Genomic DNA, 24602 nt, shown 5'->3' with positions numbered 1-24602 from the left:
ATGCAAGTGTACATAGGCTTCCGAATCTCTCCTGCGAGGCGTTTGCAACACCTAGATATGCGAATTAATCGCAATAGCAAGTCAAATCGTGCGCAATGAACGCCTTTACCCACACCCGCGCCGGCTTGCGTGCGTGATTTATCGCTTGTTTGGGAAGACCCGCCGATAGGTGAGACACCGCCACAGCCACTCGAGCGGGCCATAGCGATAGCGATCAAGCCACGGCTTTGACCATGCCAGCATCAAAGCGCAGGTCAGCAGCGTGACAAGATAAAGCTGAGGCCGGGTAAGCTCACCGAACAGGCCAAGCGCCCAACCGTGCATCACGAACAGCATCACGACGGAAGTGCCGAGGTAATTGGTAAAAGCCGCCCTCCCCGCAGCCCTCACCCGTGTCGCAAACCAACCCACCCAAGCGGGGGAATAGGCGACCAGCAGCGCAGCCAGCCCCAGAACCATCGCGAGGCGTGGAAGCGGACTCCATGCAAGGAAGGCGGAATTGCTTGCCCAGTAATCGAACCCTGAGCCTTTTGCGATCAGGCCGATCATCAAGGTAACGCCAGCGCCAACAAAGAGGCCAGCCCATCCCCATGCAATCATTTTGCCCCGTTTCAACGCGCCACTGAAGAAGCCAAGCCGGTACAACGCCATACCCAGAAGCATCAGCGGAAATGTCTCGAGAAAGAACATCGCCGAATTGGCGAGCGGCATGTACCAATCATCGCTCAAACGGTGCTGAACGAGGCCCAGATAATCGCCGGACGTTTTGAAGCCGGTGATGATTTTATCGTCGGCTAAGGCTTCTTTGATGGCCTTCTGAAACTCGGACTTCAATTCGTCCATACCCTCGGCCTCTCCCAATTTTGTGTTGGTCACGAAATAGGGAAACGAGAAAAGCAAAGAGACCATGGCGCCAAAGCCATAGCCCGTTAGTCCCACAGCAAGCTGTGTCTTTGCCTTCCAACCGATGCAAGTAAGGGCGAGAAGGCCAATCAGGGCATACATCGCCAGAATGTCGCCCATCCAGATAAAGAGGAAGTGGACATATCCGAACACTAGCAGGATCAACAATCGCCACGCCTGGAGTTTTGCTGTGTCCCCGCGCGCCCATGCCCGCTCCATGAACAAATACATCCCAGCACCAAACAACAGGGTGAAAAGCCCCCGCATCTTGCCATCGATTGTGACGAACTGCGCAACCCAGAGCCATCCGTCGGGATCACCTGATGGCCCTATCCAGGCCCCCGGATAGGTGTAAGCATTAAAGGGCTGTCCAAACGCAACGATATTCGCTGCAAGAATGCCCATAACGGCAATCCCGCGGATGAAATCGAGCGTTTCGATCCGGTCGCCTTGAGCCACGGGAGCAGCGGGAACGGCATTTGTCACGTCGGCGGCAGGTTCAATTACCCCCGCGTCAGCACTGTCGATGTCCTGACCTGTGCCACTTGATGCCGTCATACATGATTCCCTGATCCCGGTTTACGGCGAACCTTAGCAGCGCCGCAGACAAGGGGAAGAGGGGAGAAGCGGTGTTACGCTTATGGAGCCTTGACGAGGCACCCTTGGCCCTGGCGCTTCAGGCTGTCGCAGGCGCGTTGTGCTTCGGCGCGGCTGTAAAAGCCCACCGCTTGTAGCCGCGTGACATTGCCACCCGGGACAAGAGCCTTGCTGGTGCCGGAAAGCGCCGGATTTGATTGAAGCGTCGACCACAGACGGTCTGCATTGCTCTTCACGCCAAATGCGCCAAGCTGAACCCGCCAATTGCCATTGCGGGTTGCGGACGGAACAGGCGCAGGGGCAACCGGCTGCGCGACACGCACCGGCTGCGGTGCAGGTGTAGTCACTGGTGCAGGTGTAGTCACTGGCGCAGGTGCAGTTGACACTGGCGTTGCCGAAACCTGCTGCGTCATAACCGCATTGCCTCGCGGCGCACGCTCGACAAAAGCAGGGCGAGGTTGGGCAGAGGTCTCGGCAGACGCAGGGTTAGTGCGCACCGAAGTCTTCCTGCCCGGTGATCCAAGATCAAGCGCGGCAAGCTCGGCGCTGCGACGCTGTGTTGCTTTGCCTTCCAACTCACGCGCGACCGATTGCGCCATCTGGCGCTGTTCGATCGGCACATATTGGTCCATCTGTTTAAGCGCGTTGGCCGCTTGCGGCAGGCCAGCTCCATTTGCGAGCGTCAAAAGAGCATAGGCTCGCACCCAGTCCTTTTGTGCATAGTCGGCATTAAAGTGGGCAAGACCCAGAATATATTGCGCGCGCGGATCACCGCGCTCTGCTGCATCCTTGATTAAAGGCATGGCGCTTGCCTGCTCGCCTTGTTGGAAAAGCAGGAGGCCGTAGTTGTCGGCCGCTTTCACATGACCTTTTTGCGCCGCTTCTGCATAAAGTTCGCGCGCCCGGTTAATGTCGGCAGGAACCCCCCGGCCAAGGCGATATGCCTGCGCCAGATTAAACAGCGCATCGGCATCTCCGTTAGCCGCAGGCATCTGCCATTGCTGCACAGCTGCTGCGTAATTGCCCGAGCTCCAGGCATCGACGCCCTGTTTAACGTCAGCCAGAACCGGCGCAGCCATCAATGCAGCAGCCGCAGTCCCCATTCCCGTTACAAAACGAAGAAAGCTCGGTTTGATGTCAGTGCTTTGTGCCATAGCGTCGGGGCTCCTCATCTGCTTTGCGCAATGCACCTGTCTGCACGTGCGCGGAGTTAATCGAGGTTTCTCTAGCGCCTTAATGGTTATCATTCCGTTCACGAAGTTCTGGTGAGAACTCGGTGCCAGCCAGAATGCTGCTCTGCGCGCTTTCAATCTAGCGCATGACCAATGTCCCAAACCCGCAAGTGGACCGCCAATCGCGTGATCGAAGGCGAGCGGCTGTTAACTCTAAATTAGGGGTAGTCTGCGATCCACGTAATCCAAGAGCCGCAATCAGGCGGCATTTCTTTTGGTCACATTTTAGGGGGACCGGTTTTGCGTGTACTAGCTCTGGCATCGCAGAAAGGCGGATCGGGTAAGACGACTCTTTCCGGGCATCTGGCCGTACAAGCGCAGCGAGCTGGCGCTGGCCCGGTCGTGCTTATCGATATCGACCCGCAAGGTTCGCTTGCCGATTGGTGGAATGAACGCGAGGCGGAATATCCTGCCTTTGCGCAAACCACGGTCTCGCGTCTTGCAAACGATCTGGCCGTATTGCGCCAACAAGGTTTCAAGCTTGCTGTCATCGATACGCCGCCCGCGATCACAATGGCTATCCAATCGGTCATTTCGGTTGCCGAGCTGATCGTTGTACCCACCCGCCCCAGCCCGCACGATTTGCGCGCAGTTGGCGCGACAGTGGACCTGTGCGAACGCGCAGGCAAACCGTTGGTGTTCGTTGTGAACGCCGCGACACCAAAGGCCAAGATTACCTCAGAAGCCGCGGTTGCCCTGTCACAGCATGGCACTGTTGCTCCGATCACGCTTCACCACCGCACGGATTTTGCAGCCTCTATGATTGATGGCCGCACCGTGATGGAAGTTGAACCGGAAGGCCGAAGCTCGGCCGAAATCACCGCTTTGTGGAAATACATTTCGGACCGGCTCGAGAAAAACTTCCGTCGGACTGTCTTCGCATCACCAGGCGCTGGCCATCAGGCACAGGCTAATGGCGTGCAACGTCCAGGTGGCGGCTTTGGCCGCCGTGTGGCGCAGTAACCCAGATGGGCCGCGCCCTTCCCGATAATGGGTCCCCCGAAACCGGATCCGATGCCGGTTTCGCCTCGCTTGGACCCACATTGCTCGCTCGCAAAGGCGGAGCAAAACCAGCGATGCGCCCGCAACTTGCACCTTTGCCGGATATGGCTTTGGTCGATGCCGAAAAGCTCGAAGACCTCGGCTGGAACGACATGGGCGAGGCTCGCGAAGATGACGCTCCTGCGCCAAAGCAATCGGCGAAAAAACCCAAGAAGCGCGCTCCTGCAAAAAAATCCAAGCCAGTTGCAAAGAAGGCTGCAAAACCTGCTCGGAGAGCCGCGTTTACCCTGCGCCTTGACGCGGACCGGCACCTGAAATTGCGCCTTGCCGCGACCATGCACGGCATCAGCGCGCAAGCACTTGTCACTCAGGCGATTGATACACTTTTCAGCGAGATCGAAGATCTCGACGCACTCGCCAAACGCATGAAACGCAACTGAATATTAACCCTTGGCCTCAATAAGCCGGGAACGAACATGATTAAATTAGGGGAAACAGAAATGGCTCGCAGTTACTTAGGTGCACCATCCGCCCGTACGAGCGGCCCGAAAGCTGGCTTGATCTTGGGAACAGCCATTGCGAGCCTTGCGCTTGCGAGCTGTACCTCATCTGCGCCGCCGGCTCAGGTTTCTTTCAACAAAGCACAAAGCGCTCTGGAAGACGGCAAAGTCGACAAGGCAATTTCCTATGCCGAGGCTGCTGTTCTGGCCGCACCGCGTGACCCCGAATATCGTGCAACACTTGGCACCGCCTATCTTGAGGCAGGCCGCTTTGCATCAGCCGCAACCGCATTTGGCGAAGCGATTGAACTGGGCGACACACGCGGTCGTACAGCTCTCAGCTACGCACTTGTTCAAGCCGCCAACGGCAACAACCGCGATGCGGTACGCGAACTTCAAGCGCGTCAGAACTCCATTCCGCGCGCAGACCTTGGCCTTGCCCTGGCGCTCGCAGGCGAAGCGGATCGCGGCGTAAAAATTCTTGTCGACGCGATCCGTGAAGGCAACGCATCGCCAAAGGCTCGTCAGAACCTTGCCTATGCGTATGCGCTTGCCGGTAACTGGCGTGCCGCCCGCGTGATGGCTTCTGAAGATGTGCCACCGGATCAACTCGACGCGCGCCTTTCGGATTGGGCATCGAGCGCACGTCCCGAAGATCACATGCTTCGTGTTTCAAAGCTGCTTGGTCTTGACCCTGTCAATGACGGCGGTCAGCCACAGCACCTTGCGCTTGTAAACTTCCCGACCCAGCAAGAAATGGTCGCAGAGGCCGAACAATTTGCAGAGGCAGAACCTGCGCCTGCACCAAAAGCTGTTGCAGTGGCAGCACCGGCTCCAGCCCTTGCTGTTGCCGATCCAGTGCTTCCGGCAGCTTCGGTTGCACCGCCAGTAGCCGCACCTGTTGTTGCCAAACCTCGCCCAGCAGCACCTGCTGGTCCGCGCTTTGTTTCAAACGCGGTGGTTCAAAAAGTTCCCGTATCAGCGCCCGCTCCAAGCGTTGCAGCCCGCCCTGCGCCTCAACGTGCCAGTGCCGCGCCGCGCCGTGCAAGCTCACCTGCCACAGGTTCAGCCGATACACACCGCATCCAGCTTGGCTCTTTTGACAGCCGCGAGGTCGCTCAGCAAAAATGGGGCGAATTCCAACGCCGCTTCCCTGCGCTCAAAGGGCATGAGGTTGTCATCACCGAAGCCAAGGTAAACGGCCGCACGTTCTTCCGTGTTGCTGCTGCCGGATTTGGCGCACGCTCTGCAAGGTCAATGTGTGGTTCGGTCAAAGCATCGGGCGGCGGTTGCTTTGCTTATGCAAAGTCCAGCCCGCCAGCAGGCGCCGTTAAACGCGACGTCCGCGTTGCGGCCCGCTAAGGCGAACACATTCCCCCCGCTTTAGCGCTCAAACAAGCTTCAGCGAAACTACCCTCGGAACCTTGGCCTCAGCGCTCCGGTTCCGGGGGTATTTTTTAGCTCACGGGAAATGCGCCGCCAGTATCAGCTTTCGATTGCGACGCCGCCTTTGATCAACGCTTTGACGCGGCCTTGCACACCTTGCATGTCGAAAGGCGTATTGTCGCGCGTGGCCGTCATTTTGCGGCGATCAATGACCCAAGGCGCGTCGGGATCGACAATCGCCAGATCAGCCTCCAGCCCCTTTTCAAGCGCACCAGCGGGTACACCGAGCAGTTTTGCAGGATTGGCCGCGAGCACTTCGAACACTCTGGACAGGTCGATCACCTCGTCCCGCACAAGTCCCAAAACCATCGCCAGCAGCGTTTCAGCGCCCGCCATGCCCGGTTCTGCGTCGGAGAAAGGCAGGCGCTTGTCCTCTGCCCCGCGCGGATCGTGTCCGCTTGAGATGACATCGATGGTGCCATCCGCAATCGCTTCGAGCGCCGCTTGCCGGTCCGCCTCGCTTCGCAAAGGAGGCGAGAGTTTGGTAAAGGTTCTGAAATCCGCTGTGGCGAGGTCTGACAGCATGAAATGAGCAGGCGTTATGCCGCAAGTCACACCTACACCGCGTCCTTTAACTGCGCGCACCAGATCAAATCCGGCTTTGGTTGTCACTTGCCGGAAATGCAGCCTTGCGCCGCTAAGCTCTGCCAGAGCAATATCGCGGGCAATCGCCAGTGTCTCGGCTTCGGCAGGCGCGCTTGGCAGGCCAAGGCGCGTTGCATATTCGCCCGCAGTCGCGGCTGCATCGCCGACCAGCGCCGCATCTTCGGCATGGGTCACAACCACAAGGTCTAGCATTGCGGCATATTGAAGCAGGCGCAGCATCACACCGCTGTCACCGATCCATTTTCGGCCCGTTGCAACGCCTCTGGCGCCAGCTTCGCGCATAAGGCCGATCTCGGCCAGCTGCTCGCCCTCAAGTCCCCGTGTGGCAGCGGCCAGAGGATGGACCCAAAGGTCCGGTTTCCCGCTTTTCGCGATGTAATTGACGCGGCTCGGATAATCGAGCGGCGGAGATTGATCGGGCATCAAGGCTGCGCGCGTGATGCCGCCGAAATGAAAAGCAGGCTTGTCGATTGCAAAGACGCCAAAATCGACGATACCGGGCGCGACAAGTTTGCCCTTGGCCGAAATGACCCGGTCACTCTCTTGCGCGGCAACATCTGCGCCAATCGCCTCGATTATTCCGTCAACGCAGCGAAGCGCGCCTTCGACGATGCCATCGGGTGTGACAATCTTGCCGTGGGTGAGTGTAATTGGCTGAACCTGCTTCATGCGCTCCACCCCTCAACACCGCGCCCTGCGCGCGTCAGAATGTCGAGACACGCCATGCGGATGGCAACGCCCATTTCGACCTGGCTCGTGATGATCGACCGGTCGAGCATATCGGCAACGTCGCTGTCGATCTCCACACCCCTGTTCATCGGGCCCGGATGCATCACCAGAGCATTAGGCGCGGCCCGCTCAAGGCGTTCTTTGGTAAGGCCGTAAAGGTGGTGATATTCGCGTGCTGACGGAATGAACTGGCCCGACATTCGCTCGGTTTGCAGACGCAGCATCATGACGACATCGCTTCCCTGAAGCGCTGCATCAAAATCATGGAAGGCCTCTGCCCCCATCATCTCCACCCCTTGCGGCATTAGAGCAGGCGGCGAACACAAACGCACTTTCGCGCCCATCGCCTGCAGGCATAGGATGTTCGAGCGCGCGACACGGCTGTGGAGGATATCTCCGCAGATGAGGATCGTGCGTCCGGTGAAGTCTTCGCTCGCCTCCCCGCGTGCGGCCAACGCCTGACGCAATGCCAGCGCATCGAGCAGCGCCTGTGTCGGATGTTCGTGTTGTCCATCGCCAGCATTCAAGACAGGGCAATCCACCTTGTCCGCGATCAGCTGCGTCGCACCGCTTGACCCGTGCCGGATGACAATCGCATCGGCGCGCATCGCATTGAGGGTGATCGCTGTATCGATCAGCGTCTCTCCCTTCTTCACGCTCGATTGCGCCGCATGCATATTGACCACATCCGCGCCAAGCCTCTTGCCCGCTATCTCGAAACTGAGAAGCGTGCGGGTCGAGTTTTCGAAAAAGGCGTTGATGATGGTGAGCCCGCTTAAAAGCTCAACGCGTTTGTTGCGGCCCCGGTTAAGCTCCACCCACTCCTGCGCCGAGGCAAGGAGGTACAGGATCTCGTGCCGTTCAAGCTGGCTGATACCGGTAAGGTCGCGGTGGGGAAAAGCGAGGCGGCCTTCGGGAAAGCGTCCCGAGCTCAGTGAGAGGCCCTCGCTGGATTGCGGTGTCTGGTTCATTAAAGCCAAGCCCTTAGTCGAGTGAGGTCAGGCGCTCAACCCATGATCGGTCCCCTCCCCTAGAAGTTTACGAATGCGTGGTTATGTTGCAGTGGTGTTTTCAGGGGCTTTGTTTCAGTGGTTTTGTTTCGGGGGAACTGGAACGGTCGCAAGGGCGTTTTTCAGCAAAGACTGATCTCGCGTCACGCATACAAGGAATTCAAATGAGCTTTTTGGGTAAGGCATGGAAAATCATTGTCGGGATCAAGGACGGCCTGGTCCTCGTTTTCATGCTGCTTTTCTTTATCGCGCTGTTCAGCATTCTTTCGGCCACACCCAACCCGGGTCAGGTGCGCGAAGGTGCGCTCTTCATCGACATGACCGGATATGTCGTGGAAGAGAAAAGCGAGGTTGATCCTCTCACTACCCTGCTGAGCGGGACCGCTCCTCCCATAGAGCTTCAGGCACGCGACCTTGTCCGTGCTCTGGATGCCGCAGCAAGCGATGACCGCGTAAAAGCGGTTGTTATGGATATGAGCGCCTTTATCGGAGGTGGTCAGGTTCATATGCAATCCATAGCCGATGCAATGGACCGTGTGCGCAAAGCGGAAAAGCCGGTTCTCACATATGCGCTGGGCTATGGCGATGACCATATGCATCTGGCATCGCACGCAAGCGAGGTTTGGGTCGACCCCATGGGCGGGGCAACAATCGTTGGCCCGGGCGGTGCGCGGCTTTATTACGCCGACCTTCTTGAAAAGTTGAAAGTCAACGTGCGGGTTTACCGCGTGGGTACGTTCAAGTCCGCCGTCGAACCGTACCTGCTGGATGGCCCATCAGATGCCAGCCAAGAAAACCTTGCCGCGCTTTACGGTGCGCTTTGGGAAGAATGGCAGGCCAACGTCAAGAAAGCGCGCCCGTCGCTCGATCTTGACCGTGTGACCACTGATCCCGTCGCGTGGGTGCAAGCCTCCTCGGGCGATTTGGCTAAGGCGGCTCTTGATGCTGGTCTTGTCGATACAATCGGCACCCGCGTCGAGTTCGGCAAACACGTCGCAGAAATTGTGGGCGAGGATGCCTTTGACGAAAAGCCCGGCACTTATGCCAAAAGCGACTTTGCGCCCTATCTTGCCGATGTTGGTCCGGGAACAGGATCATCCAGCAACAAGATCGCGGTTGTGACCGTTGCAGGCGTCATTGTTGACGGGGACGCAGGTCCGGGCACAGCAGGCGGTGCACGCATTGTCGAACTGCTCGACAAGGCGCTGAGCGATGATGACATCAAAGGTCTTGTGGTGCGTGTCGATTCCCCCGGTGGTTCTGCAATCGCATCTGAAGACATCCGCCAGGCGGTCGAACGATACCGCGCAGACAAGGACGTGCCGGTCGCCGTCTCCTTTGCCAATGTCGCAGCAAGCGGCGGGTATTGGGTCGCGACAAAGGCCGACCGCATCTTTGCCCAGCCTGAAACGATCACCGGTTCCATCGGCGTATTCGCTGTCATCCCGACTTTTGAAGGCACAGCCGACGAAATCGGGGTAAGCGCAGGCGGGTTCCGCACGACGCCATTGTCAGGCCAGCCCGATCTGGTTGACGGTTTCTCCCCTGAACTCGACGCGATCCTTCAGGCCGGCGTCGAAGACACCTACACCGACTTTCTCACGATTGTGGGCGAAGCGCGCGGGATGACCACGGACAAGGTCGACCAGATTGCTCAGGGGCGCGTCTGGGACGGCGGCACTGCGCGCCAGCTTGGCCTTGTCGATCAATTCGGCGGCCTTGAAGATGCAATGCAATGGGTCGCTTCGGAAGCGGGCCTTGAAGAGGATGACTGGAGCGCGATGTTCCTTGGCAATGCGCCGGGTGGTTACGACAGCCTCATCCGCCAGCTTGTCACCAATGCGGTTGCTCCGGCTGTGACTTCGCGTGGTGGTGATCTGTTCGCCATGACCGCGCGTCAACGCGAAGTGTTGCTGGGTCAGATGGTGAGCGATGCAAAGATGCTCACCGGCACACAAGGGGTGCAAGCCTACTGCCTTGAATGCCCCGCTGATGTGCGACCCCTGAACGCTGGCGAAGGCGCTACTCTGACAAAGCTCATCGGTTCGTGGTTCTCTGATTAACACGGGTTCAAAGCTCAGCGGCGGGGTGAGCACCTCCCGCTGAGCTGCCCGCTTTCAAGACATCTCATATAGTCCAACCGGCCTCGCGCCAGTGTACCATTTCGCGTTGACAGTTTCGTTATGCAATCTATGACTTGCATAACGTTACCTACTATTGGACACCCCACCGCGATGAACCAAATAACGAACCGTATCCGGTCGACCCTAAAGCAGGACGATCATCCCTATTTGAACGGCGCCTGGACCCCGAATTACGAGGAATATGACGCCTCTGACATGGAAGTGATCGGGACCATCCCGGCCGATATTGACGGGATTTACGTTCGCAATACAGAAAATCCGGTCCACCAACCCATTGGCCTCTATCACCCGTTTGATGGTGACGGCATGCTCCATATGATGCGGTTTTCGGGCGGAAAGGCGGAGTACAAAAACCGCTTCATCCGCACCAAAGGCTTCGAAGCGGAAGCCGAAGCGGGTGAGGCATTGTGGGCAGGCTTCATTATGCCACCTGCCAAGTCAAAACGGCCCGGCTGCGGCATTGGCTCGCACATGCGCGATAGCTCTTCGACCGATGTGCTGGTGAGGAATGGCAAGATCCTCTCGACATTCTGGCAATGCGGGGACGGCTACCTGCTCGATCCAGAAAGCCTCGATACGCTGGGCATTGAGGACTGGACCCCGGTCGAAGGCCTTTCAGCGCACCCGAAACTGGATCATAAAACCGGTGAACTGATGTTCTTCAATTACGGCGATAAAGCGCCGCACATGCATTACGGCGTTGTCGGGCCGGACAATGAGTTGAAGCATTACATTCCGATTGATCTGCCCGGAACACGGCTGCCGCATGACATGGCGATTTCGGAAAATTACTCGATCCTCAACGACTTCCCTCTGTTTCCAATTCCCGCAGCACTGGAGAACGGGTTTTTCATCCCGCAGTTCGACAAAACGATGAAAACCCGCTTTGCGGTGCTGCCGCGCTATGGTTCGCCTGACGACATTATGTGGTTCGAAGCTGAACCGACATATGTCCTTCACTACACCAATTGCTGGGAAGAAGGCGATGAAGTGGTGCTGGAGGGCTATCATCAAAAGAACCCGATGCCCGCGCCGCTCGACCATATGCCCGATAAATACAAGCTGATCGGCGCAGGGATCGACCTGCATTCGCTCAAACCGCACCTCCACCGCTGGCGTTTCAACCTCAAAACAGGCGAAACCCATGAGGAACGCGTGTGCGAGGAAGAGCATGTCGAGTTTGGCAACATCAATCCCGAATTTTACGGGCGCGAGCACCGCTATGTTTACAGCGCCCATGGTGAGCCCGGCTGGTTCCTGTTCAATGGGCTGGTCAAGCACGATTTGAAAACCGGCACCGCGACCAAGGTGATGTTTGGCCAAGGCCGCTTCGGGTCCGAAACGCCGTTTATCCCTCGAAAGAACGCGACCTCGGAAGATGACGGCTATCTCGTCAGCTTTGTGACCGACATGGAATTGGACCGCTCCGAATGCGTCATCTTTGATGCGGCAAAAATCGAAGACGGGCCGGTTTGCCAGATTATCCTTCCGCATCGCATTTGCAGCGGAACCCATGCTACATGGGCGCAAGGCAGCGAGCTGTAAGGGGCAGGAAGGGAATTCTCCGTGTCACAATCGATCTACATCCTGGGCGGGCACCAAACCGACTTCGGACGCAATTTGGCGCGCGAAGACCTGTCCATTTTCGACCTTCTCAAAGAGGGGGTTGAAGGCACGCTTTCATCGGCATGTGTGGACCCGAAAGAGATCGAAGTTGCGCATGTCGGCAATTTCGTGGGCGAGCTTTTCACAGGGCAAGGGATGCTTGGCGGCTTTCTCGGGCATGTGCACCGTGACCTCGCGGGCGTCCCTGCATCACGCCACGAGGGGGCCTGTGCATCGGGCTCGCTTGCCGCTCTTGCTGCGATGGCTGACCTTGAGGCGGGCCGATATGATTGCGCCCTTGTGCTTGGCATTGAATTTATGCGCAATGTCTCCGGCCAGACCGCAAGCGAGCATTTGGGCGCGGCCGTTTGGGTCGGGAAAGAAGCGCAAGAGGCGACCTTTGTCTGGCCTGCCATGTTCTCCGATCTGGCCGAGGAATATCATGCGCGCCACGGGCTAAAGCACGATCACCTGAAAGAGATTGCGAGGATCAACTTTGGCAATGCGAAAGCCAATCCGAACGCGCAGACCCGCAAGTGGACCTTGTCTGACGAACATTTTGCCGAAGACGAAGAGTTGAACCCCGTGGTCGAAGGCTGGATGCGGCGGCAGGATTGCAGCCAGATCACGGATGGCGCGGTGGGAATTGTTCTGGCGTCGCACAAAAAGGCGAAAGCTTATGCCGATGCGCGCGGCATTCCATTGGAAAGTCTTGCGCAAATCAAAGGCTGGGGCCACACCACAGCGCCGATGTTGATGGACACAAAACTGGTTGCAAGTCAGGGCGCAGAATACCTGCTGCCATGGACGCGAAAAGCAATTACCGATGCCTATACCAGAGCCGGTGTTGCGGACATCTCCCAAATTGACGCTGTCGAAACGCACGACTGTTTCACCATCAACGAATATGTCGCGATCGAACATTTCGGTATCACTGCGCCCGGCGAAGCGTGGAAAGCGGTCGAGGATGGCCGGATTGCCCCCGGCGGTTCTATCCCGATCAATGCCTCTGGCGGCCTTATGGGAATAGGGCATCCTGTCGGCGCAACCGGCGTGCGTATGCTGCTTGATGCGATGAAACAGACCACGGGCAAGGCAGGCGACTATCAGGTCGAAGGCGCGCGCAATGTCGCAACCTATAACGTGGGTGGATCAGGCACCACCAATTGCAGTTTCGTGGTCGGAGTGTAATTTGGGTGTGAGGCCGGCCCGAGATGATTGAAGCGCTCACCCAGGGCGATCCACCCAAAGGGATGGTACGCACCTGCTCTATCTGGCGGGCGCTCGAGGTATTCGGGGATGTGCCCTCCTTGCTTATCCTTGAATTGATTTGGCTTGGCGACCTTCGCTTTGAAACAATCCGCGCCCGCACCTCGCTTTCAAAGCCCCTCGTGTCAGAGCGGCTCAAATCACTGGTCTACCACGGCATCATCAGGCGCTCCCGATATAGCGAGCATCCGGAACGCTTCGAGTTTGTGCTCGAGGAAAAGGGGCGCGCCCTGTTCGCGATGACGATGATGCTATTGCGCTGGGAAAAGAAGTGGTCATCGCGCAGCGCCGCTTTGCCGATGGAGATCATCCACACCGATTGCGGTGAGCGGGCGACACCCGTTCCCCAATGCGCCCACTGCGGCGAGGAGGTGCGAGCAGGAGAAATTGACTGGCAGGAAGGGCCCGGTCTTGGCTGGATGGAACCAACCTACACCCGCCGCCGCCAAAACCGCAATCGGGCCGCCATTGCCGACAGCGTGACGCTTTTCACTGATGCGGCAGAGGTCCTTGGTGACCGCTGGTCCAGCCTTGTGATGCGATCTGCCTTCACCGGGCTCAACAAGTTTGACGAAATGCTCGCTGACAGCGCGATGGCATCGAACATCCTCTCGGACCGGTTGAGCTGGCTTGTGGAACGCGATTTCCTGAAAGCCAAAGTGTATCAATCAAAGCCCGACCGGTTTGCCTATTATCCAACGCGCAAGGCGCTCGATTACCTGCCAATCCTGCTGATGCTCCAACAATGGGGTGACCGGTATTATGCCGCCGAAGAAGGCGCGCCGCTGATCCTGCACCACAAAACATGCGGGGCAGAGCTTCGATTGATCGCGGGCTGTGATAGCTGCGGACAAGAGCTCAAGGCGCAAGCGGTACGGCTGGCCTGAAACCACCGCGCCGCGAACAAGCAAATCGTGATCGGGAAACGGGTCAGCCGCGGAAATCCGCTCCCTGTCAGGACCGGCTATTGGCCTGGCGAGACTGCGCTATCCGGGCCACATATTGTGCCATCGCTTGATACCCTTTAGACGAAAGACGCAGATAAATCTGCCCTGCCTTGGCGTTCTCGCCATCCTCTTTGTGATAGGCAAAGACCAGCTCTTTACGCTCCAACAATTCGAGCCAGCGCAAGGCGGATGTCATAGGGAGCCCTGAGCAAAGTGCGATGCTCTGAATCGGGACATCTTGCGCGTCGCAATGCCCTTGAAAAATATGCAAGAGAATATCCCAGGCAGGCTCACCAAACAGCTCCCGGTCACCGAAATGATCGGAACGCATTTGTCGTTCCTTCGCGATCCCCTTGGCAACTTGGGAAAGTGCTTTGCGGGGTCGTCTCAAGATGTGAGATGGGCCTACAGGCTCGTTTTCCATTTTTTTGCACCCGGCAGTCAGTTTCTAAAAAGCGCGTGGTCAAACTACTATCCGTGTGCCACGAAGGTTCCATCCGTGGAACTATCGATGCTGTAGTGCTGCTTTTCAATGCCATTCACAAAGCTGATATTGGCCCCGAGTTTTCCGGCGTATTGAAGCGGGGTGAGCGCATCGCGCATAAGCACCTTGGAGCCCATCCCGGCCCGCGCCTCCAGAATTGACGAGCTCAGGGTGAATTTAAGCAGGCCGCTCATTCGCTCATTGCACGCCTCGTCAACCTCATCCCTCAGCTTTCGTACGGTTTTCTCAGCGGACCCGGCGCCCATTCCGACAAAGAGGATCGCGAACTGGTCTTCTGCAACCCGTCCGATCACATCGCTTTCACGCTGCCATGATCGCACAACGTCGCAAATCTCGCGGATCACCATGTCGGTGGTATCGCCCCCCCATTTCTGCGTTACCTGTTGAAACCAGTCAAAATGCAGCACTGCGATTGCAACCGGCATATCGAGGCGATGCGCCTTTACCAGTGCGCGTTCGCAATTGTTTTCAAACGTGTGCTGATCAAGAAAGCCGGACACCGGATCAGAGCGCTCGGCCCCGTGCCGGATCTCGATCGCTTCCTGGATCGCAATCGTCACAAGGATGATGCCCAGCACCACAGTAAGAACGGTCAGCACGACAAGATTGACGGCGTTAAGCTCAACAGCACGTTCAACCATTGGCCCAACTTCAACCTGCAGATAAAACAGCAAGAGGGGACGCAGAATGCTGAACGCTGAAAGCAGGCTCAGTGTCCAGACCAGCATTCGATCGAGGAAGTTCGTCGAGCGGGCCATCCAGAGCGAGACCGCCCCGATCCCGAACAGAAGACCGCTTGCGCCATTCTGGGTGATAAGCGCGACTTCGTGATCCTTGTTCTCGAGCGCTAGGAACAGCAGCAAGCACGAGATGAGAGTCAAAACGCTCATCGCCAAAAGCGGCATTCTTTGATTGAGCCGGTCAACCGCGCCCCAGGCAATCGCGATCACACTAATGCATGCAAGCGAGTGAAGAAACGCGAGCAAGTAGGATGATTTGTACGCGGGGAACGCAATGATCACAGTCATCGATATGAACAATGCAAGAAAGCCGGCGCTAAAGCTCAGAAGGTAACGCCTCGTCCGGTCGAGGTTCCACAAGCCGAAGAACGCTCCTGCAAATACAAGTGCGAGCGCAGGCCACACAAGAGCCGCGACAATCTGCATAAAAACTCCCTAACAAGAGGGTGTTAAAGTAAATCACGGACAAACATCAATGATCTTGTTTCAATAGAAAATGATACGTCCCGTTTCTAAACATAGGCCCTGTAAAAAGCGCATGCTTACTTGCATAAAACGCACTAGTCCGGGGTCTTGAGAATTGCCTTGATGCGGCGGGTTTGTCAGTTAGACACCTTGTTGCGAGGTTGGGCGCACAGGAGGGCGGCATGATGGGCAAAAACGCAGTGAGAGCTTGGGTCACATCCTATCTGTTGTTGTTTTTGTTGGCCACGACATGGCCGGGGGCCACACTTTTCAACACCGCCACACCGCTTGTTCTGGGCTTGCCGTTCAACCTGTTTGTTCTCGCGGTGCTGATCTCGGTAGCGTTGGTCATGCTGGCCGCATTGTACGTCAGCGAAACGCGATCCGAAGAATGATAATCGGGAGCTAGGTCGCGATGGAACGCTGGCATATTATTGCAGCCGTTATCGCGGCGTATCTTGGCATCACGTTGGCCATCGGATTACTGTCGGGAAGGCGCGCGTCGAAGAGTGTGGCCGGCTATGTTGCGGGCGACCGCGATTTTGGCCTTCTGGTCATGTATTTCGTGCTGGGCGCTTCGATCTTCAGCGCTTTTGCTTTTCTGGGCGGGCCAGGTTGGGCGTATAGCCGGGGCGCGGCTGCATTTTACATACTTTGCTATGGCGTGCTGGGCATCGCGCCTTATTTCTTCCTCGGGCCAAAGGCCGCCGCTTTGGGGCGTAAATTCGGCTATGTGACGCAGGCGCAATTGATCTGCGGGCGCTTCCCGTCGCGCAGCCTGTCGTTGATGATTGCGGTTCTGACTGTGCTGGCCTTTATCCCCTATATCACCCTGCAAATGCGCGGGGCGGGCATTGTGATCGAGGCTGTGACAGAGGGGAACATCCCGCTGTGGGCAGGCTCTCTCGTCGCCTATGGAATTGTGCTCATCTACGTCCTGTTTTCAGGCGTTGCTGCGGTGGGGTGGACCAACACATTTCAGGGCATTTTCATGCTCACCATCGCGTGGACACTCGGCCTCTATCTGCCGATTTCGCTTTATGGCGGGGTGGGCGATATGTTCACGCAGATCATGGCAGAGCGGCCCGAGCTTTTGACTATGCCAGGGCTGACAGCATCGGGCGAGCCTTGGGGCTGGGGCGGGTATTCGAGTGCCATCATCGTCTCCGCCGTTGGCCTGATGATGTGGCCGCACCTGTTTATGAAAGCCTTTACCGCGCGTTCGGACAACACTTTGCGACGCACAGTGGTCCTGTTCCCGACGTTTCAGCTGTTTTTGATCCCGGTGTTTCTCATCGGGTTTGCAGGAGTGCTTTATCCCAAAGCTCCACCTTCATCCGATTTCATCCTGCCGTTCATGATCCTCAACGCGGAGCTTCCGGCGGTTGTCGTGGGCCTGTTTTGCGCTGGCGCATTGTCCGCCAGCATGTCCACGGGCGATTCATTGATGCACGCCGCCGCCTCGGTGACAGTCGAAGACGGCGTTAAACCATTCAAAGAGATGTCGGACGAGGCGCGGCGTCGTCTGATTCAGGTGCTTGTGGTTGTTGTCGGCGCGCTCGCCTATGCCTTTGCCGTGGTCGAGGGTGTGTCGCTCGTCGTGCTGCTCCTCACCGCTTATGGCATCATCTGCCAGCTTGCCCCGCCCATTGTCGCCGCGATGTATTGGGGACGTGCGACCACAGCGGGCGTGATCGCAGGCTTTGCCAGCGGCTCTTTGACCGCCGCCGTCTTCTTCCTCAGCGGATATTTGGGCAATGATCTGAGGCCCTTTGACCTGCACGAAGGGATGCTGGGACTTATGGTCCATATCCCGGTTCTGATCGTTGTGAGCCTGCTGACCCAGCCGCAAGCTGCTGACCACAGTGAAGGGTTCACAAGGGCAACAACCTAAGCGTCAATCACGCTGGATTTTCAAATAGTCCAGATTTCTGTACACACTTGGCCATGCACCTGTTCGAGATTCTCGTTGTCTTTCATGTGATCACCGGGCTCACCGGCCTGATCGCGTTTTGGGTGCCGATAGTTTCCAGGAAAGGCGCAAAGAACCACAGGCGCTGGGGCCGCATTTGTTGTTATGGCTTTATCGGTGCCGGCGCGCTTGCGGTCGCGATGGCGCTTTTGTCATTGTACGGACCTGAAGAGCGCATACCCTCTGTCACAGACCGCGTTTTGTTTGATGGGCTGTTCGGCTGGATGATGCTGTATCTGGGCCTGCTCACCATCGGTTTTGCCGACTATGGCCTTGCAGTGGTCAAGCATTCGCGCCAGCGCAAGGCATTGCGAAGCGCGCGTTATCAACTCGTGATTGCCGCTGTGCTCGCATCGGCGGCCTATTGCTTTTACTACGGTTTCACCATTGGCGAGGCCTTGATGATGGCGGTCGCGGTGCTGGGCATTGTGGCGATGAGCATCCAGCAGCTCTACATCTGGCGCAAGGCAGCGCCTGCCCCGCGTTCATACGTTGGCGAACACTTCCGCGCGCTGATCGGCATGGGCATTTCCGCCTACACCGCTTTCATGTCGGTGGGCCTTATCCGCTATATTCCGGAACATGTGTTCAACCCGCTGGTCTGGGCTTTGCCGAGCGCGGTTGGCGTGTCGCTCATCATCGGCTTCACGCTTCAGGCGAAGCGGGTGGCCAAACCGCGCGCGCAGGCTAACGCCCGGCCCACATCCGCATAAGGTTGGCGATCGATTTATCGATCATCAAAAGCTCAGGCGCATCTGCCGAGAGTTTTTCAGACAAAGAGCTGCGCGTATTTTGCAAGTCGAACAAAAGCTCGCGCTGAGCTGCATCGCGGATCTGGCTCTCGATCCATCCCACTGCGACAATGCGTGTGCCGCTTGTCACAGGCTTGACCTCGTGAATGCTGGTCGAGGGGTACAGCACAAGATTGCCAGCCGGCGCTTTAACCGTCTGCGTCATGCCCGCTGATTGCACCACCAATTCGCCGCCCTCATAGCTTTCGGGATCGCTCAAGAAGAGGGTGAAGGACATATCGGTGCGAAGCTGCGCGACCCCTTTGCCCATAAGCGCATTGTCGACATGCGCGCCGTAATGCCCGCCATCCATCGTCTTGCTTATTATAAGCGATGACATGTGACGAGGGCGCACGGCCGCCCTTACAACCGGGTGATCAAGGATCAACGGCGTAAGCATTTGCTGAAGCGCGCGCCCTGCCGGTTTGCTCATGATGGCTTGTTCATTGACCTTGACGCGCGAGGCCACTTTGCCCGCCGTGGCGCGCCCGTCCTGCCACTCCAGCTTGGAAAGTCCCTCGTGGATTTCGTCGAGCTTACCTGCCTCTGAAATGGCAGCGATACTCAGGATCATAAAATGCCTCTTGATAATGGTTTGCAAAAAGGATCGCTTCCCTTATGCGCTTGATCAAGGAATAGATTTGGAGCGCTGTAAATGAAAGTCGAATTGAAAACCTGGAGCCAGCTTGGCGTTGCGACCGCTTTGGCGGGCCTCACGCTTGCGGGGTGTTCGGGCGAGGCTGGCGAAGCGGGGCAAAGCGATGAGAGTACCGTGGTCGGCACCGCTGGCGAAGGTGAAGGCGGCGAGGCGGGCGAAGGCTCGGGCGGAGAGGGCGGCGAAGGCGGCGTCGAGATCGCGGCGGCGGGCAATGATCCGGTCGTCTATGGCGCGGCGCTCGGTGTGGCGAAAGCCCATGTGATCGCGGCCCGCGATGCCTATGCTGCGGGTCAAACCGAGGCGGGTGCAGAAATGTTCGCCCACCCTGTCTCCGAAGTGCTCCTCGAAATGCAGCCGGTGTTCGCGAGCCAGGGGGTCAAGGATTTCTCTGATCTCTTCTCGGCCGCCTCTCAGGCAGCGCTTGATGGTGCGAGCGCTGATGATATCGCTGCCCGGACCGATACCATCATCGCGGCGCTTCGCGCAGCGGAAGCAAAGGCCCCGTCAAGCGATGCAAGCGAAGGCAAAGTCGCAGCCGGAGTAATCGCCGACCAGATCGAGCGCGCCGTCGCCATGTACGCGCAGGCGAGCGAAGGCACGCAGTACGGCCCCTATCTCGACGGATATGGCTATTACAAAGTGGCCGCCGCCACTTACGAACGCTCTGCTAACGCCATCAAGGCCGAGGACGCAGACCTCGCCAGCGATATCGAGGCAGCCCTTGGTCTTCTTGGCAAAGCCTACCCGAGCGTCCTTCGCCCCGAGGTACTTGACGCCAATCAGGGAGCGCTCTCGGGCGCTTCGGCAGGTGTTCTGCTGGCCGCAAGCTGATCGGGGCTTTCAATCCCCCTTTTCATCATCGGGCGATGAGGGCATAGGCGTGACCCATGCATGATATTCGCTTGATCCGAGACGACCCGGAAGGGTTTGACGCCATTCTAGCCCGGCGCGGAATTGATCCCGTTTCGGCGCAGATCCTTGCGCTTGACGAAGAGCGCCGCGTTCTCACCACCAGGCTGCAAGAGATGCAATCGCGCCGTAACGAAGCCTCCAAGGCCATTGGTATGGCGATGGGCCAAGGCGAAAAGGACAAAGCCGAAAGCCTGAAGGCCGAGGTTGCCGAGCTTAAGCAGACGATGCCTGCGCTTGAGGAAAGCGAGCGGGAATTGGGTGCAAAATTGCAAGATGCCTTGCTTGCCCTCCCCAACCTGCTCGACCCTTCTGTTCCCGATGGGGAGAACGAGGACGATAACCAGTATCTGCGCGAATGGGGCGAAAAGCCCACCTTCGATTTCACCCCGCAAGAACACGCCGATATGGCGCCGGCTCTGGGTATGGACTTTGAGACGGGTGCCAAGATTTCGGGCGCGCGTTTCACTTTCCTTCGCGGCGATATGGCGCGGCTTCACCGGGCACTGGGCCAGTTTATGCTCGACACCAATACGCGCGAACATGGCTTTACCGAATGCAATCCGCCGCTCCTGATCAACGAGCAGGCAGGATATGGCACGGGACAGCTTCCCAAATTTGGCGAAGACCTGTTCTGGACTACGGATGACCGCATCCTCATCTCCACATCCGAGATGGTGCTGGGCAATTCCTTCCGCGAGCAATTGTTTGCCGAAAGCGATTTTCCCATGCGCCTGACCGCGCTAACCCCGTGTTTCCGCTCCGAAGCGGGCGCAGCGGGACGCGACACGCGCGGCTTCATCCGCCAACACCAGTTCGAAAAAGTCGAGATGATCGTTGCGGCGTTGCCCGAACAAGCAGCACAAGAGCATGAGCGGATCACTGGCATCGCCGAGGGACTGCTGCAAAAGCTGGGGCTGCATTACCGCGTTATGGCGCTGTGTTCGGGCGACATGGGCGCATCCATGATGAAGACCTATGACCTCGAAGTCTGGTTGCCGGGACAAGGCGCTTACCGCGAGATAAGCTCTTGTTCTGATGGTGGCACCTATCAACCGCGCAGAATGAATGCGCGCTATCGCCCCGAAGGCTCTAAAAAGAGCGAATATTTCCACCTTCTCAATGGCTCCGGCCTTGCTGTGGGTCGCACGCTGGTCGCGATTATCGAGAACTATCAACAGGCGGACGGCTCTGTGCTGGTGCCCGAGGTGCTGCACCCTTACATGGGCGGTGTGACCAAACTTGAACCGGCCCAATAGATGCGTATCCTTCTGACCAATGATGATGGCATTCATGCCCCTGGCCTTGAGGTGCTTGAGGCAATCGCGGCGCAGTTTTCCGACGATGTCTGGGTATGCGCGCCTTCGGAAGAGCAATCGGGTGCGGGCCACTCGCTCACCCTTAATCATCCCGTGCGGCTCCAGAAGTTTGGTGAAAGGCGTTTTGCCGTCACCGGCACGCCAACCGATGCGGTCACAATGGGCCTTCGCCAAGTGCTCGACAGCCCGCCTGACCTCATCCTGTCAGGCGTCAACCGCGGGGCGAACCTAGGCGATGATGTGACCTATTCGGGCACCGCCTCAGCGGCGATGGAAGGGGCGCTGGCTGGCATTCGCGCGATTGCGCTTTCCCAAGTGATCTCGCCTGAAACACGGGGCACGGACGCGGAGTTTGCGCAGGCGCTTGAGTGGGCTCCCAAAGTCATCAAGCCGCTGATTGATGCGCCCTTCGGCAATCGCACATTCCTCAACGTGAATTTCCCGCCAAAAGACGCTCAAGGCATCCGTATCACCCGCCAGGGCTTTCATGATTATTCACGCGGCAGCGTGGTTGAAGGCACCGACCCGCGCGGGCTTCGCTATTTCTGGTTTGGCCTCGACCCGATCGAGCATACGCTTGACCATGGCACTGATCTGGAAGCGATTGATGATCGATTTGTGACGGTGACACCGCTCCAGCTCGACTTGACGCATTACCCTACAATCGACAATCTTGCCGGCAGGTTCGAGGGGTAAAACAGACGAGCGATGGCACAACGCGAGAACGAGAGGTTCTTTTCGCGGCCCAGAGAGAGCCAGCGCGGTCGTCACCCTGTGCAAAAACGCATGAGGCCACTGCGCCGCGCGGTGGGTTTGTCGGTCTGGGCGGATGTGTCCTTGCGTTTGGGGGCCGCCTTTGCCCTTATCCTGATCGTGGTGATGATCCATTGGTTCGACCGCGAGGGGCTGGTCGATAATGTCGACGGCCATATCAGCTTCCTCGACGTTGTGTATTTCACCATGATCTCGATCACGACGACCGGGTTCGGCGATATCGCCCCCGTGTCAGAAGCCGCGCGGTTCAAAGAGGCGGTGATCGTTACCCCGATACGCTTCCTTGTCCTGTTCATTTTCGTTGGCACGACTTACAACTTTTTCATCAAGCACAGCTGGGAGAAATGGCGCATGGCCCGCATTCAGGAAAAGCTCTCGAACCATGTGGTTGTCCTTGGCTATGGCGTATCAGGTTCGCAAAGTGTCGAGGAGCTGATCGAACGCGGCACTCCGGCTGAAAAGGTCGTGGTTGTCGATCCCAGCGATGATCGTTTGCGCGAGGCAGAAAAGCTTGGCGTCAACGTCATAGCTGCCGATGCGACCCGCGATGAAACCTTGAAGGCGGTGCGGATCGAAACCGCCAAGAACGTCCTTGTATCAGCAGGGCGCGATGACACTTCGATCCTGATTGTGCTGACCGTGCGGCACCTCGCTCCCAAAGTACCGATCAGCGTTGTTGTGCGCGCGGATGATAACGAATTGCTCGCCCGTCAGGCAGGCGCCACCAATGTGATCAATCCGGTGCGCTTTACCGGGCTTCTTCTGGCAGGCAGCGCAAACGGCGCGCATATTGCGGAATATCTCGCCGATCTGGCATCGGTTTCAGGCCGGGTCCAACTGGTCGAACGGGTCGTTACCGAAGAAGAATGCGGCTGCTCCATCACCGAGCTTAGCACGGGTGGCAGGGGCCTTCGCATCTATCGCAATGGCCGCGCGATCGGTTTTTGGGAAGAGGAATGCGAGAGCCTGCAACCCGGCGATGTGATCGTCGAAATCGTGCCGTCCGAAAATGGCAACGGGAATGGCAGCGGGAATGGCAGCGGCCACTCCAAGAGTAACGGCGACAGCTGACCCTTTAGAGGAACAGCAAGAACACCCCGCCCATGGCGGCCATGCCGAGGGTGAAGTGGCCCACATCAATCGCAAAAAGCATGCCTGATTTGCGTTGATAGAGGTAATTGATCCCGATTGCCGGTGCCATGATCCCGAGGGCAAAGCCGATCGACATCATCATCACGACATGGGGCGCAGCGCCCGTACGTGCGATCAAGTGCCACAGCACCATCGCGATCAGCATCTCGAACAGGAATGTGAGCCCGAAAATCACCAGCATATTGCCGGTTTGCACATCCTCATCAGAAAGCCCTGCGGCCTTTTGCCAGGCTTTGCCAAAAAGCACGCCGTACCAAATCGCGCCCACTACAAAGAATGCGGCCGCTCCGGCCAAAACTGGCCACAATGCAAAGTCACTCATGTCTGATCCCTCCCTAACTGTAGCCTAGTGTAGCGCGCGGTGTGCGCTTGGGAAAGCGAGCCCAAAGACAGGCCCACCCCCAACCCCGGTACCTGCTCCCGCGAAAGCAAGGGGCAAGCGGGAGGGGAGCGAGACTTGCCGAGCCGCAGGTGAGGCTCAGTCGCAGCGGGGTGGGCTCTAGCGCAAGCGTGAAAACCCGTGTAACGGCGCGGCAATCATGTCGAACACCACCACTCTCCCTGATGCCAAGAAAGTTGGCATGGTCTCGCTTGGCTGCCCCAAGGCCCTGGTCGATTCTGAACGCATCCTCACACGCCTTCGCGCTGATGGCTATGCGATGAGCCCTGATTATGCGGGCGCGGATGTGGTGCTGGTCAACACTTGCGGCTTCCTCGACAGTGCCAAGGAAGAAAGCTTGGCCGCTATCGGCGAAGCGATTGCCGAGAACGGCCGCGTGATCGTCACCGGTTGCATGGGCGAAGAGGCAGAGGCCATTCGTGCCGCTCACCCGCAGGTGCTCGCCGTCACTGGCGCGCATCAATATGAGCAAGTTGTCGAGGCCGTGCACGAGCATGCGCCCCCGTCGCAAGGGCCGTTTGTGGATCTGATCCCGCAGCCGGATATCAAGCTGACGCCGCGCCACTACAGCTATCTGAAGATTTCTGAAGGTTGCAATCACTCCTGCTCTTTCTGCATCATCCCTGACCTTCGCGGGAAACTGGCGAGCCGCCGGATTGATGCTGTACTGCGCGAGGCGGAGAAGCTGGTTGCCGCTGGCACGAAAGAGCTGCTTGTCATCTCTCAGGACACCTCCGCTTACGGCGTAGATACCAAGCATGATCCGCGCCAGTGGAAGGGACGCGAGGTGCGCGCGCATATGACTGACCTCGCGCGCGAGCTTGGTCAGCTGCGCACCGCCGAAGACAAAGCCCCGTGGGTCCGCCTGCACTATGTGTACCCTTACCCGCATGTCGACCATGTCATCCCGCTGATGGCAGAGGGGCT

At 57.9% G+C, this 24602-nt stretch carries 23 protein-coding genes; 15 read left to right on the top strand and 8 right to left on the bottom strand.

What is annotated here, in order from left to right; translation table 11 throughout:
* Window positions 1-138 precede the first annotated feature (138 nt).
* Together AC0V6Q_RS00115 and AC0V6Q_RS00110 are read right to left on the bottom strand one after the other, a co-directional pair.
* The gene (locus AC0V6Q_RS00115) at window positions 139-1461 is read right to left on the bottom strand and encodes a DUF418 domain-containing protein (RefSeq protein ID WP_486166418.1); all 1323 of its coding nucleotides are present in this window, start codon (window positions 1459-1461) and stop codon (window positions 139-141) included.
* Window positions 1462-1541: 80 nt separating this feature from the next.
* Window positions 1542-2654, bottom strand: coding sequence for an SPOR domain-containing protein (locus AC0V6Q_RS00110; RefSeq protein WP_486166417.1), 1113 nt, complete (start codon window positions 2652-2654; stop codon window positions 1542-1544).
* Between the two features lie 318 nt (window positions 2655-2972).
* Here AC0V6Q_RS00110 and AC0V6Q_RS00105 point away from each other — a divergent pair, with 318 nt between their 5' ends.
* The 3 genes from AC0V6Q_RS00105 (at window position 2973) to AC0V6Q_RS00095 (ending at window position 5596) form a co-directional block, all read left to right on the top strand.
* The gene (locus tag AC0V6Q_RS00105; protein ID WP_486166416.1) at window positions 2973-3695 is read left to right on the top strand and encodes an AAA family ATPase; all 723 of its coding nucleotides are present in this window, start codon (window positions 2973-2975) and stop codon (window positions 3693-3695) included.
* A gap of 5 nt (window positions 3696-3700) precedes the next feature.
* Window positions 3701-4174: a type II toxin-antitoxin system HicB family antitoxin gene (locus tag AC0V6Q_RS00100; RefSeq protein ID WP_486166415.1), complete on the top strand. Its 474-nt coding sequence runs from the start codon at window positions 3701-3703 to the stop codon at window positions 4172-4174.
* Between the two features lie 123 nt (window positions 4175-4297).
* Window positions 4298-5596, top strand: coding sequence for an SPOR domain-containing protein (locus AC0V6Q_RS00095; RefSeq protein WP_486166414.1), 1299 nt, complete (start codon window positions 4298-4300; stop codon window positions 5594-5596).
* Window positions 5597-5719: 123 nt separating this feature from the next.
* Here AC0V6Q_RS00095 and AC0V6Q_RS00090 read toward each other — a convergent pair whose 3' ends face one another.
* Window positions 5720-6955, bottom strand: a complete 1236-nt coding sequence (locus AC0V6Q_RS00090; RefSeq protein ID WP_486166413.1) for a dihydroorotase — start codon at window positions 6953-6955, stop codon at window positions 5720-5722.
* Window positions 6952-7986 carry an aspartate carbamoyltransferase catalytic subunit gene (locus AC0V6Q_RS00085; RefSeq protein ID WP_486166412.1) on the bottom strand — a complete coding sequence of 345 codons (1035 nt, stop codon included), beginning with the start codon at window positions 7984-7986 and terminating at the stop codon, window positions 6952-6954. Before AC0V6Q_RS00085 ends, AC0V6Q_RS00090 begins: the two co-directional genes overlap by 4 nt.
* A gap of 203 nt (window positions 7987-8189) precedes the next feature.
* Here AC0V6Q_RS00085 and sppA point away from each other — a divergent pair, with 203 nt between their 5' ends.
* From sppA to AC0V6Q_RS00065, 4 genes are all read left to right on the top strand, one after another.
* Entirely contained in the window at window positions 8190-10088 is a 1899-nt protein-coding gene (gene sppA / locus AC0V6Q_RS00080; RefSeq protein ID WP_486166411.1) for a signal peptide peptidase SppA, read from the top strand.
* 171 nt (window positions 10089-10259) lie between these two features.
* Window positions 10260-11714: a carotenoid oxygenase family protein gene (locus AC0V6Q_RS00075; RefSeq protein WP_486166410.1), complete on the top strand. Its 1455-nt coding sequence runs from the start codon at window positions 10260-10262 to the stop codon at window positions 11712-11714.
* Window positions 11715-11735: 21 nt separating this feature from the next.
* Complete coding sequence (locus AC0V6Q_RS00070; RefSeq protein ID WP_486166409.1) at window positions 11736-12965, top strand: acetyl-CoA acetyltransferase; 1230 nt, start codon at window positions 11736-11738, stop codon at window positions 12963-12965.
* Window positions 12966-12988: 23 nt separating this feature from the next.
* On the top strand, window positions 12989-13930 hold the full coding sequence (locus AC0V6Q_RS00065; RefSeq protein ID WP_486166408.1) for a winged helix-turn-helix transcriptional regulator: 942 nt from the start codon (window positions 12989-12991) through the stop codon (window positions 13928-13930).
* A gap of 67 nt (window positions 13931-13997) precedes the next feature.
* Here the strand turns inward: AC0V6Q_RS00065 and AC0V6Q_RS00060 are convergent, their stop codons facing one another.
* Together AC0V6Q_RS00060 and AC0V6Q_RS00055 are read right to left on the bottom strand one after the other, a co-directional pair.
* Window positions 13998-14321: a hypothetical protein gene (locus AC0V6Q_RS00060; protein ID WP_486166407.1), complete on the bottom strand. Its 324-nt coding sequence runs from the start codon at window positions 14319-14321 to the stop codon at window positions 13998-14000.
* A 140-nt stretch (window positions 14322-14461) separates the two neighbouring features.
* Complete coding sequence (locus AC0V6Q_RS00055) at window positions 14462-15661, bottom strand: GGDEF domain-containing protein (RefSeq protein ID WP_486166406.1); 1200 nt, start codon at window positions 15659-15661, stop codon at window positions 14462-14464.
* Window positions 15662-15882: 221 nt separating this feature from the next.
* Here AC0V6Q_RS00055 and AC0V6Q_RS00050 point away from each other — a divergent pair, with 221 nt between their 5' ends.
* Genes AC0V6Q_RS00050 through AC0V6Q_RS00040 form a run of 3 tightly spaced genes read left to right on the top strand, consistent with a single transcriptional unit; the run spans window position 15883 to window position 18385 of the window.
* Entirely contained in the window at window positions 15883-16095 is a 213-nt protein-coding gene (locus AC0V6Q_RS00050) for a hypothetical protein (RefSeq protein WP_486166405.1), read from the top strand.
* A 20-nt stretch (window positions 16096-16115) separates the two neighbouring features.
* The gene (locus AC0V6Q_RS00045; RefSeq protein WP_486166404.1) at window positions 16116-17594 is read left to right on the top strand and encodes a sodium:solute symporter family protein; all 1479 of its coding nucleotides are present in this window, start codon (window positions 16116-16118) and stop codon (window positions 17592-17594) included.
* Between the two features lie 53 nt (window positions 17595-17647).
* Window positions 17648-18385 carry a hypothetical protein gene (locus AC0V6Q_RS00040; RefSeq protein ID WP_486166403.1) on the top strand — a complete coding sequence of 246 codons (738 nt, stop codon included), beginning with the start codon at window positions 17648-17650 and terminating at the stop codon, window positions 18383-18385.
* On the opposite strand, the gene AC0V6Q_RS00035 is transcribed toward AC0V6Q_RS00040, so the two are convergent.
* Window positions 18360-19037 (bottom strand): Fe2+-dependent dioxygenase, encoded by a 678-nt coding sequence (locus AC0V6Q_RS00035; protein ID WP_486166402.1) that lies wholly within the window; start codon window positions 19035-19037, stop codon window positions 18360-18362. The two genes, AC0V6Q_RS00040 and AC0V6Q_RS00035, sit on opposite strands and share 26 nt — an antisense overlap.
* Window positions 19038-19118: 81 nt before the next feature.
* On the opposite strand from AC0V6Q_RS00035, the gene AC0V6Q_RS00030 reads away from it, so the two are divergent.
* The 4 genes from AC0V6Q_RS00030 to AC0V6Q_RS00015 all read left to right on the top strand — a co-directional run bounded on the left by AC0V6Q_RS00030 (window position 19119) and on the right by AC0V6Q_RS00015 (window position 23194).
* Window positions 19119-19952: a hypothetical protein gene (locus AC0V6Q_RS00030; RefSeq protein ID WP_486166401.1), complete on the top strand. Its 834-nt coding sequence runs from the start codon at window positions 19119-19121 to the stop codon at window positions 19950-19952.
* Between the two features lie 56 nt (window positions 19953-20008).
* Window positions 20009-21289 (top strand): serine--tRNA ligase, encoded by a 1281-nt coding sequence (serS, locus tag AC0V6Q_RS00025; RefSeq protein ID WP_486166400.1) that lies wholly within the window; start codon window positions 20009-20011, stop codon window positions 21287-21289.
* Window positions 21290-22045: a 5'/3'-nucleotidase SurE gene (gene surE / locus AC0V6Q_RS00020; protein WP_486166399.1), complete on the top strand. Its 756-nt coding sequence runs from the start codon at window positions 21290-21292 to the stop codon at window positions 22043-22045.
* 90 nt (window positions 22046-22135) lie between these two features.
* A complete protein-coding gene (locus AC0V6Q_RS00015) occupies window positions 22136-23194 on the top strand; it encodes a potassium channel family protein (protein WP_486169209.1) in 1059 nt (352 codons plus the stop codon).
* Window positions 23195-23198: 4 nt separating this feature from the next.
* On the opposite strand, the gene AC0V6Q_RS00010 is transcribed toward AC0V6Q_RS00015, so the two are convergent.
* The gene (locus AC0V6Q_RS00010) at window positions 23199-23597 is read right to left on the bottom strand and encodes a DUF1761 domain-containing protein (RefSeq protein ID WP_486166398.1); all 399 of its coding nucleotides are present in this window, start codon (window positions 23595-23597) and stop codon (window positions 23199-23201) included.
* A gap of 217 nt (window positions 23598-23814) precedes the next feature.
* Here AC0V6Q_RS00010 and AC0V6Q_RS00005 point away from each other — a divergent pair.
* Window positions 23815-24602 (top strand): radical SAM protein (locus tag AC0V6Q_RS00005; protein WP_486166397.1); only part of this gene is annotated, 788 nt, incomplete at its 3' end.

The sequence above is a fragment of the Erythrobacter sp. S227 genome, from assembly GCF_057364925.1.
The sequence above is the reverse complement of the archived record's forward strand: the minus strand, read 5'-3'. Positions and strand labels throughout refer to the sequence as shown.